The 15,985-nt window shown below is 69.9% G+C and carries 14 protein-coding genes and 1 riboswitch; of the genes, 8 read left to right on the top strand and 6 right to left on the bottom strand.

Annotated elements, in window-relative coordinates:
* Positions 1–311: 311 nt before the first annotated feature.
* Positions 312–1,742, bottom strand: a complete 1,431-nt coding sequence (locus EV655_RS09865; protein WP_132544324.1) for a YcjX family GTP-binding protein — start codon at positions 1,740–1,742, stop codon at positions 312–314.
* Between the two features lie 105 nt (positions 1,743–1,847).
* On the opposite strand from EV655_RS09865, the gene truA reads away from it, so the two are divergent.
* Complete coding sequence (truA, locus tag EV655_RS09860; RefSeq protein WP_132544322.1) at positions 1,848–2,621, top strand: tRNA pseudouridine(38-40) synthase TruA; 774 nt, start codon at positions 1,848–1,850, stop codon at positions 2,619–2,621.
* Between the two features lie 129 nt (positions 2,622–2,750).
* On the opposite strand, the gene EV655_RS09855 is transcribed toward truA, so the two are convergent.
* A complete protein-coding gene (locus EV655_RS09855; protein WP_132544320.1) occupies positions 2,751–4,382 on the bottom strand; it encodes an alpha-D-glucose phosphate-specific phosphoglucomutase in 1,632 nt (543 codons plus the stop codon).
* A gap of 209 nt (positions 4,383–4,591) precedes the next feature.
* Here EV655_RS09855 and EV655_RS09850 point away from each other — a divergent pair, with 209 nt between their 5' ends.
* From EV655_RS09850 to EV655_RS09840, 3 genes are all read left to right on the top strand, one after another.
* Positions 4,592–5,050 (top strand): (2Fe-2S)-binding protein, encoded by a 459-nt coding sequence (locus EV655_RS09850; protein ID WP_132544318.1) that lies wholly within the window; start codon positions 4,592–4,594, stop codon positions 5,048–5,050.
* A gap of 3 nt (positions 5,051–5,053) precedes the next feature.
* Positions 5,054–7,294: a xanthine dehydrogenase family protein molybdopterin-binding subunit gene (locus EV655_RS09845; RefSeq protein ID WP_132544316.1), complete on the top strand. Its 2,241-nt coding sequence runs from the start codon at positions 5,054–5,056 to the stop codon at positions 7,292–7,294.
* A gap of 106 nt (positions 7,295–7,400) precedes the next feature.
* A riboswitch (cobalamin riboswitch) is annotated at positions 7,401–7,582 on the top strand.
* 183 nt (positions 7,583–7,765) lie between these two features.
* On the top strand, positions 7,766–8,119 hold the full coding sequence (locus tag EV655_RS09840; protein ID WP_132544314.1) for a cysteine-rich small domain-containing protein: 354 nt from the start codon (positions 7,766–7,768) through the stop codon (positions 8,117–8,119).
* 11 nt (positions 8,120–8,130) lie between these two features.
* On the opposite strand, the gene EV655_RS09835 is transcribed toward EV655_RS09840, so the two are convergent.
* The 3 genes from EV655_RS09835 to dgcN are packed head-to-tail and all read right to left on the bottom strand — an operon-like array spanning position 8,131 to position 11,001.
* The gene (locus EV655_RS09835; RefSeq protein ID WP_132544312.1) at positions 8,131–8,991 is read right to left on the bottom strand and encodes a D-amino-acid transaminase; all 861 of its coding nucleotides are present in this window, start codon (positions 8,989–8,991) and stop codon (positions 8,131–8,133) included.
* A gap of 33 nt (positions 8,992–9,024) precedes the next feature.
* Positions 9,025–9,990, bottom strand: a complete 966-nt coding sequence (gene dgcA / locus EV655_RS09830; protein WP_132544310.1) for an N-acetyl-D-Glu racemase DgcA — start codon at positions 9,988–9,990, stop codon at positions 9,025–9,027.
* A gap of 9 nt (positions 9,991–9,999) precedes the next feature.
* On the bottom strand, positions 10,000–11,001 hold the full coding sequence (gene dgcN / locus EV655_RS09825; RefSeq protein ID WP_132544308.1) for an N-acetyltransferase DgcN: 1,002 nt from the start codon (positions 10,999–11,001) through the stop codon (positions 10,000–10,002).
* Positions 11,002–11,295: 294 nt separating this feature from the next.
* Between dgcN and EV655_RS09820 the strand changes: the two genes are divergently transcribed.
* The 4 genes from EV655_RS09820 (at position 11,296) to EV655_RS09805 (ending at position 15,195) form a co-directional block, all read left to right on the top strand.
* Positions 11,296–12,255, top strand: a complete 960-nt coding sequence (locus EV655_RS09820; protein ID WP_132544306.1) for an L-malyl-CoA/beta-methylmalyl-CoA lyase — start codon at positions 11,296–11,298, stop codon at positions 12,253–12,255.
* 225 nt (positions 12,256–12,480) lie between these two features.
* Positions 12,481–13,569: a cysteine synthase A gene (cysK, locus tag EV655_RS09815; RefSeq protein ID WP_132544304.1), complete on the top strand. Its 1,089-nt coding sequence runs from the start codon at positions 12,481–12,483 to the stop codon at positions 13,567–13,569.
* A 135-nt stretch (positions 13,570–13,704) separates the two neighbouring features.
* Positions 13,705–14,664 carry an acetyl-CoA carboxylase carboxyltransferase subunit alpha gene (locus EV655_RS09810; RefSeq protein WP_132544302.1) on the top strand — a complete coding sequence of 320 codons (960 nt, stop codon included), beginning with the start codon at positions 13,705–13,707 and terminating at the stop codon, positions 14,662–14,664.
* A gap of 132 nt (positions 14,665–14,796) precedes the next feature.
* Positions 14,797–15,195, top strand: coding sequence for a hypothetical protein (locus tag EV655_RS09805; RefSeq protein ID WP_132544300.1), 399 nt, complete (start codon positions 14,797–14,799; stop codon positions 15,193–15,195).
* 54 nt (positions 15,196–15,249) lie between these two features.
* Here EV655_RS09805 and EV655_RS09800 read toward each other — a convergent pair whose 3' ends face one another.
* The gene (locus tag EV655_RS09800; RefSeq protein ID WP_132544299.1) at positions 15,250–15,984 is read right to left on the bottom strand and encodes a lysophospholipid acyltransferase family protein; all 735 of its coding nucleotides are present in this window, start codon (positions 15,982–15,984) and stop codon (positions 15,250–15,252) included.
* Position 15,985 lies beyond the last annotated feature (1 nt).

The raw sequence follows: 15,985 nt of genomic DNA, 5'->3' as shown, positions 1-15,985 counted from the left end.
CTCGGCCTTTTCCTGTTCGGCCGCCTCGCGCGCCAGTCGTTCCCGTTCGGCCTTTTCCCGTTCGGCCACCTCGCGCGCCCGCCGGTCCCGTTCGGCCTGCTCCCGCTCAGCCCGTGCACGTTCGGCCATCTCGCGCGCGGCCTCTTCGCGTTCGGCCTGCGCCCGTTCGACCGCCTCGCGCGCTGCCTGTTCCCGCGCCTGCCGGGCCTGCTCGGCCTGTTCCCGCTCCTGGTCGCTGCGCCCGGGACCGGACTCGTCCTTGCGGGGCGTTTCGCCGTCGCCGCCAAGGTCGAACAGGACCGGCCGCCGGGTCATCCGAGACGGTCCCCGAACAGGAAATCCGCCGCCTTGTCCAGCCGGATATGCGGCGGGCCGTCACCCGGTTTCAGCGTCAGCCGCGCGGGCGCGAATCGCATGATGTCGTATTCGGCGTCCAGCCAGTCCTCGGCGCCCTCGCGCGCGGGGTCGAGCAGCACCGCCGGATCCTCGGGCAGTTCGCCAGGGTAAAGCGCGGCCTCGCGCCCGGTGTCCAGCAGCCTGCCGCGCACGCAGTCAAAACTCTCGCCACCCTGGCTGCGGGTTTCCTCCACCGTGGCGCGCAAGGCGGCAATCGACATCGCCGCGGTCTCGGCCCCGGCGAAATCGGCCCGCCTGCGGGCGTCGCGCATCAGCGCCTGCATGATCGCGGTCAGCCGGCCATGCTGGGTGTGGTGCAGATGGTCGGCCTTGGTCGCGGCGAACAGGATCTTCTCGACCCGCCGTCCCAGCAGCAGCGAGGCCAGCCAGGCATTGCGCCCCGGCCGGAACGCCCCCAGGATCTCGGTCATCGCGCGGCGCAGATCCTCGACCGCGCGGGGGCCGGCATGGATCGCGCCCAGCGCGTCGACCAGCACCACCTGCCGGTCGATCCGCGAGAAATGCTCGCGGAAGAAGGGCTTGACCACCTCGGCCTTGTAGGCCTCGAAACGCCGCTCCATCTCGCGCCAGAGACTGCCGCGGGGGGTGGCCCTTGCGGGGGCCGGCAGCGGCGCGAAGGTCAGCACCGGCGATCCGGCCATCTCGCCGGGCAACAGGAAGCGGCCCGGCGTGCAATCGGAAAACCCGGCCTCGCGGGCGGCGTGCAGCGACGCGGTGAAGGCCGCGGCCAGCGCCTGCGCCGTCGGCTCGTCCAGTTTCGCCGCCGGATCGGCGGTGGCCAGCGCCGCGCGGAACGTGCCGGCGCCGGGGCGCTGGTCAAGCCGGTCCAGCGTCTCGCGCGACCAGTCGGCATAGCCCTTGTCGAGCAGCGCCAGATCCAGAAGCCACTCGCCCGGATAGTCGACGATGTCGAGATGGATGGTCCGCGGGCCCGTCACCGCCCCCAGCAGCCCGCCAAAGCCCCCCGGCCGCACCTTGAGCGACAGCCGCAGTTCCGACACCGCGCGCGTCGAATCGGGCCAGTGCGGATTGGTCCCCGTCAGCGCATCCAGATGCGTTTCATAGTCAAACCGCGGCACGGTGTTGTCGGGCTGGGGTTGCAGATAGGCGGCAGAGATCGCGCCCGAGGCGGCGGCCCGCAACTGCGGCATTCGCCCGCGCTCGATCAGGTTGGCCACCAGCGAGGTGATGAAGACGGTCTTTCCGGCCCGCGACAACCCCGTCACGCCCAGCCGGATCACCGGCTCGAGAAAGGTCTCGGACACCGAGGCGGCCAACCCCTCCACCCCGCGCGTCACCCCGTCGGCAAGATCTCCGATACGCAAGATCGCTCCTTTCAAGGCTGGGAACTAGTTAAGCACGCACGGCCGCCCGCGCCAGCCCCGGCATGCGCGATTGCCAAGGAACGATTGTCGCGGTAACCCCCGCCCATGCCCCGCTATGCGCTGAAGATCGAATATGACGGCACGCCGTTTTCCGGCTGGCAGCGCCAGTCCCACCGCCCCTCGGTGCAGGGCGCCATCGAGGCGGCGCTGGCGCGGCTGGAGGCCGACGTGCCGTCGATTGCGGCGGCGGGGCGGACCGATGCGGGGGTACATGCGCTGGGCCAGGTGGCGCATTGCGAGCTGCGCAAGGACTGGGAACCGTTCCGGCTGACGCAGGCGCTGAACTACCACCTGAAACCCGCGCCCGTGGCGGTGATCGACTGCGCCCGGGTGGAGGACGACTTCCACGCCCGGTTCTCGGCGATCGAGCGGCGCTATCTCTTCCGCCTCGTCGCCCGCCGCGCGCCGATGACGCTGGAACTGGGCCGGGTCTGGCAGGTGCCCCACCCGCTCGACCTCGCGCCGATGCGCGCGGCCGCGGCACATCTGGTCGGCCGGCACGACTTCACCACCTTCCGGGCCTCGATCTGCCAGGCGAAATCGCCGGTCAAGACGATCGACGCGCTGGAGATCGAGGAGACCGGCTTTCCCGGCGGGCAGGAATTCCGCTTCCGCCTCCGCGCCCGCAGCTTCCTGCACAACCAGGTGCGCAGCATCGTCGGCACGCTGGAACGGGTCGGCGCGGGCGCCTGGTCGCCCGGACAGGTCCGCGCCGCGCTTGACGCCCGCGACCGCGCCGCCTGCGGGCCGGTCTGCCCGCCGCACGGGCTCTACCTCGCCGCCGTGGGCTATGGACGCGATCCCTTCGCCGGGGCCTGAACGGCGCGCCCCGGGTCTTCTTCTTGGCCAAAATACTCCCGCCGGAGGCACGCGCCCGCACAGCGGGCGCGCCCGGCCCAACGCCGGACAAGCGGGGCGCATGCCCCGCGCGGGCCGGGAGCGGGAGGGCTACGTCCTGACGTCGGGCGCGGTGCGGCCGGTGCGCGCATGGATTTCCGCGATCGCGTCGGCGGCGGCGATCATGTCGGCCAGCACCTCCTCGACCGGCAGTTCCAGCCGGGCGGGGTCGGAGATGTAATCCTCCAGATAGACCCGCAGCGTCGCGCCCTCGGTGCCGGTGCCCGACAGCCGGAAGACAATCCGCGCCCCGCCCGCAAAATGCACCCGGATCCCCTGCCCCGCGCTGTGCGCACCGTCCACCGGATCGTCATAGGCGAACTCGTCCGCCGTCTCGACGCGCCGCCCGGCGAAATCCTGGCCCGGCAGGTCCGGCAGGCGGGCGCGCAGCGCGGCCATCATCGCGGCGGCGGCGTCCGACTCCAGCCCTTCGTAATCATGGCGGGTGTAGTAGTTGCGCCCGAAGTCCCGCGAGTGGGCGCGCATGGTATCGGCCACCGACCGCCCCGTCACCGCAAGGATGTTCAGCCACAGCAGCACCGCCCAGAGCCCGTCCTTCTCGCGCACATGGTCGGACCCCGTGCCCGCGCTTTCCTCGCCGCAGAGCGTCACGCGGCCCGCGTCCAGCAGGGTGCCGAAGAACTTCCAGCCCGTCGGCGTTTCATACAGGTCCAACCCGCGCGCCGCGGCCACCCGGTCGACCGCGCGCGAGGTGGGCATCGAGCGCGCCACCCCCGTCAGCCCGCGCGCGTAGCCGGGCGCCAGATGCGCGTTGGCGGCCAGCACAGCAAGGCTGTCGGACGGCGTCACCACGATGCCGCGCCCCAGGATCATGTTGCGGTCGCCATCCCCGTCCGAGGCGGCGGCGAAATCGGGCGCGTCCGGCCCCATCACCAGATCGACCAGGTATTTCGCCCAGATCGGGTTCGGGTCGGGATGGCCACCGCCGAAATCCGGTTTCGGCTCGGCGTTCACCACGCTGCCCGAAGGCGCGCCCAGCATGTCCTCGAGGATCGCCCGGGCATAGGGGCCGGTGACCGCGTGCATCGCGTCGAAGCGGAGCGTGAAGCCCCCCGCGAACAGCGCGCGGATCGCCTCGAAATCGAACAGCCGCGCCATCAGCGAGGCGTAGTCGGCCACGGGGTCGACGATCTCGATCACCGTGTCGCCCAGCCGCAGCGCCCCCAGCCGCGACAGGTCGACATCCTGCGCCTCGACGATGTCGTAGGAGGTCATCCGCCGCGTCTCTTCGTACATGCGGCCGGTCAGGTCCTCGGGCGCGGGGCCGCCATTGGCGCAGTTGAACTTGATCCCGAAATCCTCGTCCGGGCCGCCGGGATTGTGGCTGGCCGACAGGATGATTCCGCCGTCGGTCCGGCGCTGGCGGATCAGGTTCGAGGCCGCGGGCGTGGACAGCAGCGCGTTCTGCCCGACGATCACCTTGGCCGCGCCGCCCGCCGCCGCCATCCGCAGGATCACCTGCGCGGCGCGGTCGTTGAAATAGCGCCCGTCGCCGCCCAGAACCAGCGTCTTGCCGCGGACGCCGCCGATCGCAAGCCAGATCGCCTGGACGAAATTTTCCAGGTAATGCGGCCCCATGAAGACCCGCGTCTTCTTGCGCAACCCCGAGGTGCCTGGCTTCTGCCCCTCGATCGGGTGGGTCTGGATGGTCCGTCGCTGCATGCTATCTGTCCCGCAATTCGTGGGCCCGGCGCGCGGGCGCTGCCCAGCATAGCGATGCGGGCGTCCGCCACAAGCGCGCCCCGCGGGGCCGGGGTTTCACGGGCACACGTCCGCCGGGGCGTTGCCAAAGGGGGCCAAACCGGGCGATTGGTGCGCCACGCGAACCGCGTTCGCCCCAGGGGATTCGCCGTGCAGGAGGCCCAGCGCAGATGAAGCTGACCGTGAACGGAACCGAACACGATCTCGATGTCGACCCCGAGATGCCGCTCTTGTGGGTGCTGCGCGACATCCTCGGGCTGACGGGCACGAAATACGGCTGCGGCATCGGCCAGTGCGGCGCCTGCACGGTGCATCTGGGGGGCCGCGCGGTGCAGTCCTGCCAGGTCGCGGCAGGCGATGTGGACGCGCCGGTGACCACGATCGAGGGGCTGGGCACGCCCGCGGCGCCGCATCCCGTGCAGGCCGCCTGGATCGAGACGCAGGTCGCGCAATGCGGCTATTGCCAGTCGGGCCAGATCATGGCCGCCGCCGCACTGCTGGCCGAGGTGCCCGCGCCGAGCCAGAACCAGATCGACGATGCGCTGGCGGGCAATCTCTGCCGCTGTGGCACCTATCCGCGGATCCGCGCGGCGGTACGGCTGGCGGCCGACAAGCTGAGGGAGGGCTGAGCGATGGCAGGTCTGGGCAAGATCGCGCGGCGGGGGTTCCTGGTCGGGGCGGCGACGGTGGCGGGCGGGTTTGCGATCGGCATCTATTCTCTGCGCCAGCCCTATGTCAGCCCGCTGGCCGACGATCTGCCGCCCGGCATGGCGGCGCTGACGCCCCATGTGCTGATCGACCGGGGCGGCATCACGCTGATCACGCCGCGCGCCGACATGGGCCAGGGCGCCACCTCGATTCAGGCGGCGCTGATCGCCGAGGAACTGGACGTGGCGCTGGACGCCGTGCGCACCGATCCGGGCCCGCCCGCCCCGGCCTATTACAACGCCCGGATCGTGGCCGAGGGCCTGCCCTTCGCGGCGACCGACGAGGGCTGGATGGCCGAGGCCGCGCGCGAGGCCGGCGGATGGGCGAGCAAGCTGATGGCCTTGCAGATCACCGGCGGGTCGTCGACGGTGCCCGATGCCTATGACCGGCTGCGCCATGCCGGGGCGGCGGCCCGCGCGATACTGGTTACCGCCGCGGCGCGGCGGCTGGGCGTGGCCGAGGACACGCTGACCACCGGGGACGGCGCGGTGATCGCGCCCGACGGCACCCGGCTGAGCTATGTCGAGCTTGCCCCCGCCGCGGGCCGCCTGCTGGAACCCCGCGAGGTCCGGCTGAAGGATCCGGCCGAGTGGCGCCTGCTGGGCAGGCCGATGCGCCGGATCGACATCGTGGCGAAATCGACCGGCCTGCAACGCTATGGCATCGACCAGGCACTGCCGGGGATGCTTTTCGCCGCGGTGCGCACCAACCCGCGGCGGGGCGGCGGGGTCGTGGCCATGGACGCCAGCGCGGCCGAGGCGATGAAGGGCGTGGTCCGGGTCGTGCCGCTGCCCGGCGGCGCGGGCGTGCTGGCCGACAGCACGTGGCGGGCCTTCGAGGCGGTGCGCGCGATCCGCTTCGACTGGGGGCCCGCGCCCTATCCGGCGACCACCGGGGCGCTGTTCGAGTCGATCGCGGCCGCCCTTGACGAGGACGCGCGCGACAGCCGTCTGAAGGACGAGGGCGATATCGAGGCGGCGCTGGCGGATGGCGCCGATGTCGAGGCGGACTACCGCGTGCCCTTCCTGGCGCATGCGCCGCTGGAGCCGATGACCGCGCTGGCCTGGTTCCGCAACGGCCAGCTTGAGGTGCGCGCGGGCACCCAGATCCCGGGCTTTGCGGCCAAGACCGCGCGGCGGCTGTCGGGGCTGTCACGCGACGGCGTGCTGCTGCGGGCGCTGCCGATGGGCGGCAGTTTCGGGCGGCGGCTGGAGGATGATTTCATCGACCAGGCGGTGCGGCTGGCCTGGGCGGCCGAGGGCCGTCCGGTGAAACTGACCTGGTCGCGCGAAGAGGACATGACCCACGATTTCCCCCGCCCCGCCGCCATCGCGCGGGGCCGCGGCCGGGTGGCAGAGGGTCGCGTCGCGGCGCTGGACCTGTCGATCGCGGCGCCGTCCGTCTCGGAATCGCAGATGGGGCGGCTGGGGTTCAACGCGCTGGGGGCCGATACCGCCATCGTTGCGGGCGCCTGGGACCAGCCCTTCGCGATTCCCGCCTATCGCGTCACCGGCTATCGCGCGGCCGAAACCGTGCCGGTCAGTTCCTGGCGGTCGGTGGGGGCATCGGCCAACGGGTTCTTCCACGAATCCCTGCTGGACGAGCTGATCCACGAAGCCGGCGCCGATCCGCTGGCCGAACGGCTGCGGCTGTGCAGCCATGCGCCCTCCGCCCGGGTGCTGGAGGCAGTGGGCGAGATGTCGGGCTGGGGCGGCGCGCTAGGGCCGGGCCGGGGCCGGGGGCTGGCCTTTACCCTGTCCTTCGGCGTGCCCTGCGCAGAGGTGGTCGAGGTGACCGCGACCGACAGGGGTATCCGCATCGACCGGGTCTTCGTCGCGGCCGAGGTGGGGCGCGTGCTCGACCCGGTGAATTTCGAGAACCAGGTCCAGGGCGGCGTGGTCTGGGGCCTGTCCCACGCGATCTGGTCGGAACTGACCTATGCAGACGGCCGCCCCGAGCAGGAGAATTTCGACACCTACCCGGCGATGCGGCTGCCCGCCTGCCCCGAGATCGTGGTTCGCGGGCTGGAAACCACCGACACCATCCGCGGCATCGGCGAGCCCCCGGTGCCCCCCGCCGCCCCGGCGCTGGCCAACGCGATCTTCGCCGCGACCGGCCAGCGGGTGCGCGAGCTGCCGCTGGCCAAATCCGTGCGCTTCGCCTGAGGCGCTGCCCTGGCGCGGTTCGGGTGGCGTGATGCCGGGGCGCCACCGGCGTCTGTCATGCATGTTATGAACGCAGCCCCGCTTGACAGACGGCGCCGGCGAGGTCAGGTGTGGACGACGTTCAGGTGCTCCCCCGGGAGTGAAAAGGGAAGCCGGTGCGAACCCGGCGCTGCCCCCGCAACTGTAAGCGGCGAGCCCCCGCCCGAAAGCCACCGGCCGGTGCCGGGAAGGCGGGCGGCAGGGTGACGACCCGCAAGCCAGGAGACCTGCCGGAACGATGAACCGACCTCGGGCGGCGGGCCCGGAGGCGGGACGCGGCCGGTCCGGTGTTGCCCGGCGCGCATCCCTCCGCTGTTTTCCGTCCCGGGGTTCTGCATCCGGCGCCGCCGCCCTGTCGCGCGGAGGCCGGGCATCAGGGGTGCAGCGGCGCGGGACGGCGCGGGCATCCAAGTGGCGAAAGGAAGTCGGCCGATGCAACCGAAGGACACCACCACCAACGAGGGCTTCAAGGGCTTCACGAACACGACCTGCCCCTTCCTGCCCTGCCACAAGGGCATCAAGCGCGAGTTCAACTGCCTGTTCTGCTATTGCCCGCTGATCGCCTACGAATGTCCCGGTCCCTACGAGGTGTTCACCGACGCGAACGGTCTGACGCGCAAGGACTGCTCGGCCTGCACCCTGCCCCATGACGGCTATAACCAGTCGTGGAACTTCATCCAGCGCTGGCTGGAATATCCCGTGGTCTGGTCCGGGCAGCCGCAGACCGACCCGCCGACACGCCGCCCCCGTCCGCCCGGCAAGGAGAACGAGGGGCGCGACGACTGAGGCCCGCGCCCCTAGAGCGCCGCCTTGCGGCTTTCGTCGATGTAGATTTCGCGCAGGCGCCGGGCCACCGGGCCGGGGGTTCCATCCCCCAGCGCCACCCCGTCGATCGCCACGACGGGCGTCACAAAGGTCGAGGCCGAGGTGACGAAGGCCTCGTCGGCGGCCTTGGCCTCCTCGATGGTGAAGGGGCGCTCTTCCACCTCCATCTGCGACTCGCGCGCCATCTTCAGCACCGCCGCCCGGGTGATGCCGTGCAGGATCTCGGTGCCCAGGTGCCGGGTGATGATCTTGCCGCCCTTGACGATATAGGCGTTGTTCGAGGTGCCCTCGGTCACGACACCGTCCTCGACCATCCAGGCGTCGTCGACCCCGGCCTTCTTGGCCATCATCTTGCCCATCGACGGGTAGAGCAGTTGCACCGTCTTGATGTCGCGCCGGCCCCAGCGGATATCGTCGATCGAGATCACCTTGATGCCGGTCTTTGCCGCGGCGCTGTCGATCAGGCCCTTGGACTGGGTGAACATCACCAGTGTCGAGGGGGTTGCCGCCGGGTCGGGGAAGACGAAGTCGCGGTCGGCCGCGGCGCCGCGGGTGATCTGCAGATAGACCATCCCCTCTTCGACATTGTTCAGCTTCACCAGGTCGCGGTGGATCGCCAGCAGTTCGTCCATCGTGACCGGCGCGGCCATGTCAAGTTCGCCCAGCGAGCGTTCCAGCCGCGCGGCGTGGCCTTGGAAATCAATGAGCTTGCCATCCAGGACGCTGGTGACCTCATACACGCCATCGGCGAACAGGAAGCCGCGATCGAAGATCGAGACCCTGGCCTGATCCTCGGGGAGATACTCGCCATTCACATAGACGATCCGGCTCATCGCGGCGGTCCTTTCCTTCTCGCGGTTCCTGCGTCAGCCCCACAGGAAGGCCGAGGGCGGGTGCACGCCCTTGGCATCGTAGACCAGCGCATGGGGCCGGTCTTCTGCCAGAAGCAGCGGCCCGTCAAGATCCGTCACCGCCGCGCCCTGCGCCAGCACCACCGCGGGCCCCATCGCAAGGCTGGTGCCCACCATGCAGCCGACCATGATGCCGAAGCCCTGCGCGTGCGCCGCCTTCTTCAGCGCCAGCGCCTCGGTCAGCCCGCCGGTCTTGTCGAGCTTGATGTTGACGAGATCATACTTGCCCTTCAGCCCGGGCAGCGAGGCGCGGTCATGGCAGGATTCATCCGCGCAGACCGGCAGGGGGCGGGCAATCTCGGCCAGCATGTCGTCGGCGTCAGCGGGCAGCGGCTGTTCCACCAGTTCGACGCCGAGGCGCACCAGATGGGGGGCCAGATCGGCGTAGATATCGGCAGTCCAGCCCTCGTTGGCGTCGACGATGATCCGGGCGTTCGGGGCGCCGTCGCGCACGGCCTCGATCCGGGGCATGTCGTCGGGGGTGCCCAGCTTGATCTTCAACAGCGGGCGGCGGGCGTGTTTCGCCGCCGCCGCGCGCATGTTTTCCGGCGTGTCGAGCGAGAGCGTGTAGGCCGTGATGACGGGTTTCGGTGTGGGCAGGCCCGCCAGTTGCCAAACCCGCTTGTCCGCGCGCTTGGCCGCGAGGTCCCATAGCGCGCAGTCGACCGCGTTGCGCGCGGCGCCCGCGGGCAGCAACTCCTGCAACTCGGCGCGGGTGAAGGTCTCGGGCAGGGCCTCGATCCGGGCAGTCACGCTGTCCGGCGATTCGCCATAGCGGGCATAGGGCACACATTCGCCCCACACCATCGCACCGTTCGCGGCAAGGCGCACGGTCAGCACCCGCGCCTCGGTCTTCGAGCCGCGCGAGATGGTGAAGGGTTCGGCGAGCGGGAATGTATCCTGGGTGACGACGATCTGCATGGGGCCAGCCTACAGCGCCGCCAGCGCATCCACCAGACGCCCCGCGCCCTGCCGGAATGGATCGACGGTGGGCAGGCCCATCCGCGCCTCGATCCCGGCGAGGCAGGCCATCGCCTCGTCCTCGCCCATCGCGGCGGTGTTGATCGAGATGCCGACCACCTGCACATCGGGGTTCGCGATGCGCGCCACCGTCAGCGACAGATCGCGCAACTCCTCCAGCGTGGGCAAGCCGTAATCGGGCAGCCCGCGCATATGGGGCCGGGTCGGTTCGTGGCTGAGGATCAGCGCGTCGGGCTGGCCACCATGGATCAGCGCCATGGTCACGCCGGAAAACGAGACATGGAACAGGCTGCCCTGCCCCTCGATCAGATCCCAGTGGTCGGGGTCGTTGTCCGGCGTCAGCCATTCGACCGCGCCGGCCATGAAATCGGCCACCACCGCGTCCAGCGGCACGCCGTCGCCGGTGATCAGGATCCCGGTCTGGCCGGTGGCGCGGAAGGTGGCCTTGAGCCCGCGCGCCTGCATCTCGCGGTCCATCGCCAGCGCGGTATACATCTTGCCGACGGAACAATCGGTGCCGACCGCGAGGCAGCGCTTGCCGGTGCGGCGCCTGCCATCCGCGATGGGATAGTCGACTTCCGGAACCCGCACGTCGTGCAGGGCCCGCCCGCAGGCCTCGGCGACGGCCACCAGGTCGGGCTCGTCGCGCAGCAGGTTGTGCAGGCCCGAGGCGAGGTCGAAGCCCTCTTCCAGCGCCGCCACCAGCACCTTCTTCCACGCGGGGCTGATGACGCCGCCCCGGTTGGCCACCCCGATCACCAGCGTCCTGGCGCCCGCCGCCTTCGCCTCTTCCAGCGTCATGTCGGGCAGGCGCAGGTCGGCCTTGCAGCCCTCCATGCGGAACTGGGCAAGGGCGTTCTCGGGGCGCCAGTCCTTGATGCCCTGGGCGACCTTGGCGGCAAGGGGGTCGGGCGCATCGCCGAGGAAAAGAAGGTAGGGGGTTTCGATCATCGCGGGACTCCGGTCTTTGGCTGGGCAGAGCCTAGCATCGGCCGCGGGGATGTCCTGCCGTTCCGGCCATCGAAGGCCGGCCGCGTGTGAAGATAATTCGAGGAAATCTCGAAATGATCGAAGATTCCACGCCCTCAGGGCCATATGCACGACATATCCGGCGCGAATGGCCCGCAGACCGGAGAGTCGTGATTTCCCTTGCTGCGCTGCGGCGAAATCGCTTGCCCAGCACGGCGCAAGATTCTATCCCCGGACGTGATCCAACGGACACATCCTTTCAGGGAGACCCGACCCATGAGCTTTCGCATCCAGCCCACGCCTGTCGCCCGCCCCAACCGCTGCCAGCTCTTCGGCCCGGGCTCGCGCCCGCAGATCTTCGAGAAGATGGCTGCAAGCGCGGCGGATGTGATCAACCTCGACCTCGAGGATTCCGTGGCGCCCGACGACAAACCGCAGGCGCGCAAGAACGTGATCGAGGCGATCGGCAGCGTGGACTGGGGCAAGAAGACCCTCAGCGTGCGGATCAACGGGCTTGATTCGGGCTACTGGTACCGCGACGTGGTGGACCTGCTGGAGCACGGGTCCGAGCGGCTGGACCTGATCATGATCCCCAAGGTGGGCTGCGCCGCCGACATCTACGCGGTCGACGCGCTGGTGACCTCGGTCGAGCGTGCGATGGGGCGCACGAAACCCATCGGGTTCGAGGTCATCATCGAATCGGCCGCCGGGATTTCCCATGTCGAGGAGATCGCCGCCGCCTCGCCCCGGCTTCAGGCAATGTCCCTGGGGGCTGCCGATTTCGCCGCCTCGATGGGGATGCAGACCACCGGTATCGGGGGGACGCAGGAAAACTACTACATGCACCGCGAGGGGCAGAAATACTGGGCGGACCCGTGGCACTGGGCGCAGGCCGCGATCGTCGCCGCCTGCCGCACCCATGGCGTGCTGCCCGTCGACGGGCCGTTCGGCGACTTCTCGGATGACGAGGGGTTCTATGCGCAGGCGCGGCGCTCGGCCACTCTGGGCATGGTGGGCAAATGGGCGATCCACCCGAAACAGGTGGCGCTGGCCAACGAGGTGTTCACGCCGTCCGAGGCCGCGGTGACCGAGGCGCGCGAGATCCTGGCCGCCATGGAAAAAGCCAAGGCCGAGGGCCAGGGCGCGACGGTCTACAAGGGCCGGCTGGTCGACATCGCCTCGATCAAGCAGGCCGAGGTGATCGTGAAGCAGGCCGAGATGATCGCCGCGCAGTAACCGGCGGGGAAACCGACGATCTTCGCAACGGGGCCCCTGCGGGCCCCGTTTTCGTTCCGCCCCTTGCCCGGGGACGTTCTTTCGCCAGGACCGAACCCGGGCCGGATACCGTCCCTAAGTCGCGGGCGATGACCGCCGCCCCCGTGCGCTCGCCGCCCGATCTGCTATGGTCGCGCGCGATATGCGAGGGGGCCGCAGCGGCCCGACAGGGAAAGGGAGACGATCATGGCCGATCAGGGCAGCATCCGCACGACCGCAGGCCGCGGGCGCCTGTTCGACAGCGTGCTCGACACGATCGGGGACACGCCGGCGATCCGGATCAACAATCTGGGGCCCGATCATGTGACGATCTACGTCAAGGCCGAGGCCTTCAACCCGGCTGCCTCGGTCAAGGACCGCCTCGCGGTCAACATCATCGAGGCGGCGGAACGCTCGGGCGCGCTGAAACCCGGCCAGACGGTGGTCGAGGCGACCTCGGGCAATACCGGGATCGGGCTGGCCATGGTCTGCGCGGCCAAGGGCTATCCGCTGGTCATCACCATGGCCGAAAGCTTTTCGGTGGAACGGCGCAAGCTGATGCGGATGCTGGGCGCCCGGGTGGTGCTGACGCCGCGTGCCGACAAGGCGATGGGGATGGTGAAGAAGGCCCAGGAACTGGCCGCGGCGAATGGCTGGTTCCTGGCCCACCAGTTCGAGACAGGGGCGAATGCCGACATCCATGAATCGACGACCGCCCGGGAAATTCTTGGCGATTTCGCGGGGCAGCGGCTGGATTACGTGGTCACCGGCTATGGCACCGGGGGCACGGTCACGGGGATCGGGCGGGTGCTGCGCAAGGAGCGGCCCGAAACGAAGATCATCCTGAGCGAGCCCGCCAACGCCCGGCTCGTCGCCTCGGGGCACGCGCAGAAGCGCAACGCAGACGGCGAACCCGACGAAAGCCATCCGGCCTTCGAGCCGCACCCGATCCAGGGCTGGACGCCGGATTTCATCCCGCTGGTGCTGCAGGAAGCGCTGGACAAGGGGTTCTACGACGAACTGATCCCCGTGGCCGGGCCGGACGGCATAAGGTGGGCACAGGAGCTTGCGCGCAATGAAGGCATCCTGACCGGCATCTCTGGCGGGTCGAGCTTTGCGGTGGCCGTGCAGGTCGCCGAGAAGGCCGCCCCCGGCGCGGTGATCCTGTGCATGCTGCCCGACACGGGGGAACGCTATCTCTCGACGCCGCTCTTCGAGAACGTGCCCGAGGACATGGACGAAGACGAACGCGCGATCTCGGCCTCGACCCCGGGCTACCGGCTGGGCCAGGCGTAGCCCCGCGCCGCGCCCGATGCGCCCCGGCCAATGCGCCGGGGCCTGCGGCGGCGGAGACAGGCCTGCCCCCTCCCGGCGCCGTTGCAAATCGCGCAGCCGGGCGTCATATACGCGCCCAGCAGCAAGGAGCCGGGGATGAACTATCTCGAATTCGAAAAGCCGCTGGCCGAGATCGAGGGCAAGGCCGAGGAACTTCGGGCAATGGCCCGGGCCAATCCCGAGATGGATATCGAACAGGAGGCCACCGCGCTCGACCGCAAGGCCGCGACGATGCTGCAGGAGCTTTACAAGAGCCTGACGCCCTGGCGGAAATGCCAGGTCGCCCGGCACCCGGACCGGCCCCACTGCAAGGACTATATCGAGGCGCTGTTCACGGAATACACGCCGCTGGCGGGCGACCGGAACTTTGCCGAGGACAATGCCGTGATGGGCGGGCTGGCGCGCCTCGACGATCAGCCGGTGGTGGTGATCGGCCACGAAAAGGGGTTCGACACCAAGACGCGGCTGGAACGCAATTTCGGCATGGCCCGCCCCGAGGGCTATCGCAAGGCGGTGCGGCTGATGGACATGGCCGACCGCTTCGGCCTGCCGGTCATCACGCTGGTCGACACCCCCGGCGCCTATCCCGGCAAGGGCGCCGAGGAACGCGGACAGGCCGAGGCGATCGCGCGGGCGACCGAGAAATGCCTCCAGATCGGTGTGCCGCTGCTGTCCGTCATCATCGGCGAGGGCGGTTCGGGCGGGGCGGTGGCGTTCGCAACGGCGAACCGGGTCGCGATGCTGGAACATTCGGTCTATTCGGTGATCTCGCCCGAGGGCTGCGCCTCGATCCTGTGGAAAGATGCCGAGAAGATGCGCGAGGCGGCCGAGGCGCTGCGGCTGACCGCGCAGGACCTGCTGAAGCTGGGCGTGATCGACCGGATCATCGCCGAACCGATGGGCGGCGCCCAGCGCGGCCGTGACCAGACCATCGAGGCGGTCGGCCGGAACCTTCGCGTCATGCTGAAGGAAACGACGGGCAAGGACCGCGCGGCGCTGATCACCGAGCGGCGGCGGAAATTCCTCGACATGGGATCCCGCGGGCTGGCCGCCTGAGCCGGGCCCGCCCCGCCGCTCCGGGCGTTGCCATTTTGTGGACACAGTTTTGCCCGCAAGGCGCCACATGGCGCCTTGCCGAGCGTGCCCCTTTCAGGCCCTTATGGCGCCGGGTATTGGGGGTTTTCAAAGATGCTGCATTACGAGTTCACGGTTCTTCCGGCGCCGACCGCTGTCCGCCGGGTCGGACAGGGGCGCAAGGACGAGGTATTTTCCTCGGCGCTGACCGACATCATGAACGAGATGGGGGCCGCGGGCTGGGATTTCGCCGGGGCCGAGACCCTGCCCTGCCGGGTCGGGCGCTGGCCCTTTGCGCGGCTGGCGGATCGGCGCGTGCTGGTGTTCCGCCGCGCCCGGGAAAGCCGGCTTGACCGGATGGCCGCGGCCGAACGCGCCGCGCCGCTTTACGAAGATGCGCTGGAGATCACGGTCCAACCGCGCCGGGTCAGCACCGCCGACACGCCGCGCACGGTGCGCAAGCTGCGGCCGACCCTGCACGCGATGCCGGCCCACGCGACCGCCGCAGAGTGACCCTGCGGGCGGCAAGGCGCGCCGCCCGCCGGATCCGCGCCGCCGGGGTTCCTCTCAGCCCTCGGGCCGGAATCCCGCCTCTTGCATCAGCCGGTTCGAGGCGTCCTCGACGACCCGCTCCAGTTCCTGCATGAAGGCCGGCACGGGCTTGCCCGCCGCGATCCTGGGCAGGAATTCGACCACGGCAAGGCCCGGCTTGCGATAGATGCCGGTGCGCGGCCAGAACACGCCCACATTGGTCGCGGCGGGAATGCAGTCGTGGGCGAACTGTTCGTAGAGGATCCCCGCCCCCACCTTGAAGGGCCGCTTGACCCCCGGCGCGACGCGCGTCCCCTGGGGATAGATGATGAGCTGGCCGGGCTCTTTCCGTCCATTCGCCACGCCGTCGACCATCGCCGCGATGGCCTGCCCGCGCTTGCCCCGGTCCACCGGCACGCAGCCGATCCGCATCGCATACCAGCCGAGGATCGGCGCCCTTCTCAGCGACTTCTTCATGATGAAGCGCGGCCGCGGCACCGCGCTGACCAGAAGGATGATATCGAAGAAGGACTGGTGCTTGGCGGCGATCAGCACCTCGCCCGTGGGCGGCACACCGCGCACCTCGGAGCGGAGCCCCACCATCCAGCCCGCGGTCCAGCGGACCCAGCGGCAGTAGTGGTTCACGGCGCGGAATGCCCAGGCGCGCGAAACCAGGGCAGGCGCCATGTAGAGCAGGCCGATGACCGGCATCGCCAGGTACATCTGCCCGACGAAAACCAGCGAGCGCAGGTATTGGACGGCGTTTCGCATC

The sequence above is a fragment of the Rhodovulum euryhalinum genome (assembly GCF_004342445.1).
Classification (GTDB): domain Bacteria; phylum Pseudomonadota; class Alphaproteobacteria; order Rhodobacterales; family Rhodobacteraceae; genus Rhodovulum; species Rhodovulum euryhalinum.
This window is presented reverse-complemented; position numbering and strand designations above follow the sequence as displayed.

Bases quoted from the DNA above. Each gene is read 5' to 3' on its own strand.
- EV655_RS09800 (WP_132544299.1), bottom strand. From the start codon at position 15,984: ATGCGAAACGCCGTCCAATACCTGCGCTCGCTGGTTTTCGTCGGGCAG.
- dgcN (WP_132544308.1), bottom strand. From the start codon at position 11,001: ATGATCGAAACCCCCTACCTTCTTTTCCTCGGCGATGCGCCCGACCCC.
- EV655_RS09810 (WP_132544302.1), top strand. From the start codon at position 13,705: ATGAACTATCTCGAATTCGAAAAGCCGCTGGCCGAGATCGAGGGCAAG.
- EV655_RS09820 (WP_132544306.1), top strand. From the start codon at position 11,296: ATGAGCTTTCGCATCCAGCCCACGCCTGTCGCCCGCCCCAACCGCTGC.
- EV655_RS09805 (WP_132544300.1), top strand. From the start codon at position 14,797: ATGCTGCATTACGAGTTCACGGTTCTTCCGGCGCCGACCGCTGTCCGC.
- EV655_RS09855 (WP_132544320.1), bottom strand. From the start codon at position 4,382: ATGCAGCGACGGACCATCCAGACCCACCCGATCGAGGGGCAGAAGCCA.
- dgcA (WP_132544310.1), bottom strand. From the start codon at position 9,990: ATGCAGATCGTCGTCACCCAGGATACATTCCCGCTCGCCGAACCCTTC.
- EV655_RS09835 (WP_132544312.1), bottom strand. From the start codon at position 8,991: ATGAGCCGGATCGTCTATGTGAATGGCGAGTATCTCCCCGAGGATCAG.
- EV655_RS09850 (WP_132544318.1), top strand. From the start codon at position 4,592: ATGAAGCTGACCGTGAACGGAACCGAACACGATCTCGATGTCGACCCC.
- truA (WP_132544322.1), top strand. From the start codon at position 1,848: ATGCCCCGCTATGCGCTGAAGATCGAATATGACGGCACGCCGTTTTCC.
- EV655_RS09845 (WP_132544316.1), top strand. From the start codon at position 5,054: ATGGCAGGTCTGGGCAAGATCGCGCGGCGGGGGTTCCTGGTCGGGGCG.
- cysK (WP_132544304.1), top strand. From the start codon at position 12,481: ATGGCCGATCAGGGCAGCATCCGCACGACCGCAGGCCGCGGGCGCCTG.
- EV655_RS09840 (WP_132544314.1), top strand. From the start codon at position 7,766: ATGCAACCGAAGGACACCACCACCAACGAGGGCTTCAAGGGCTTCACG.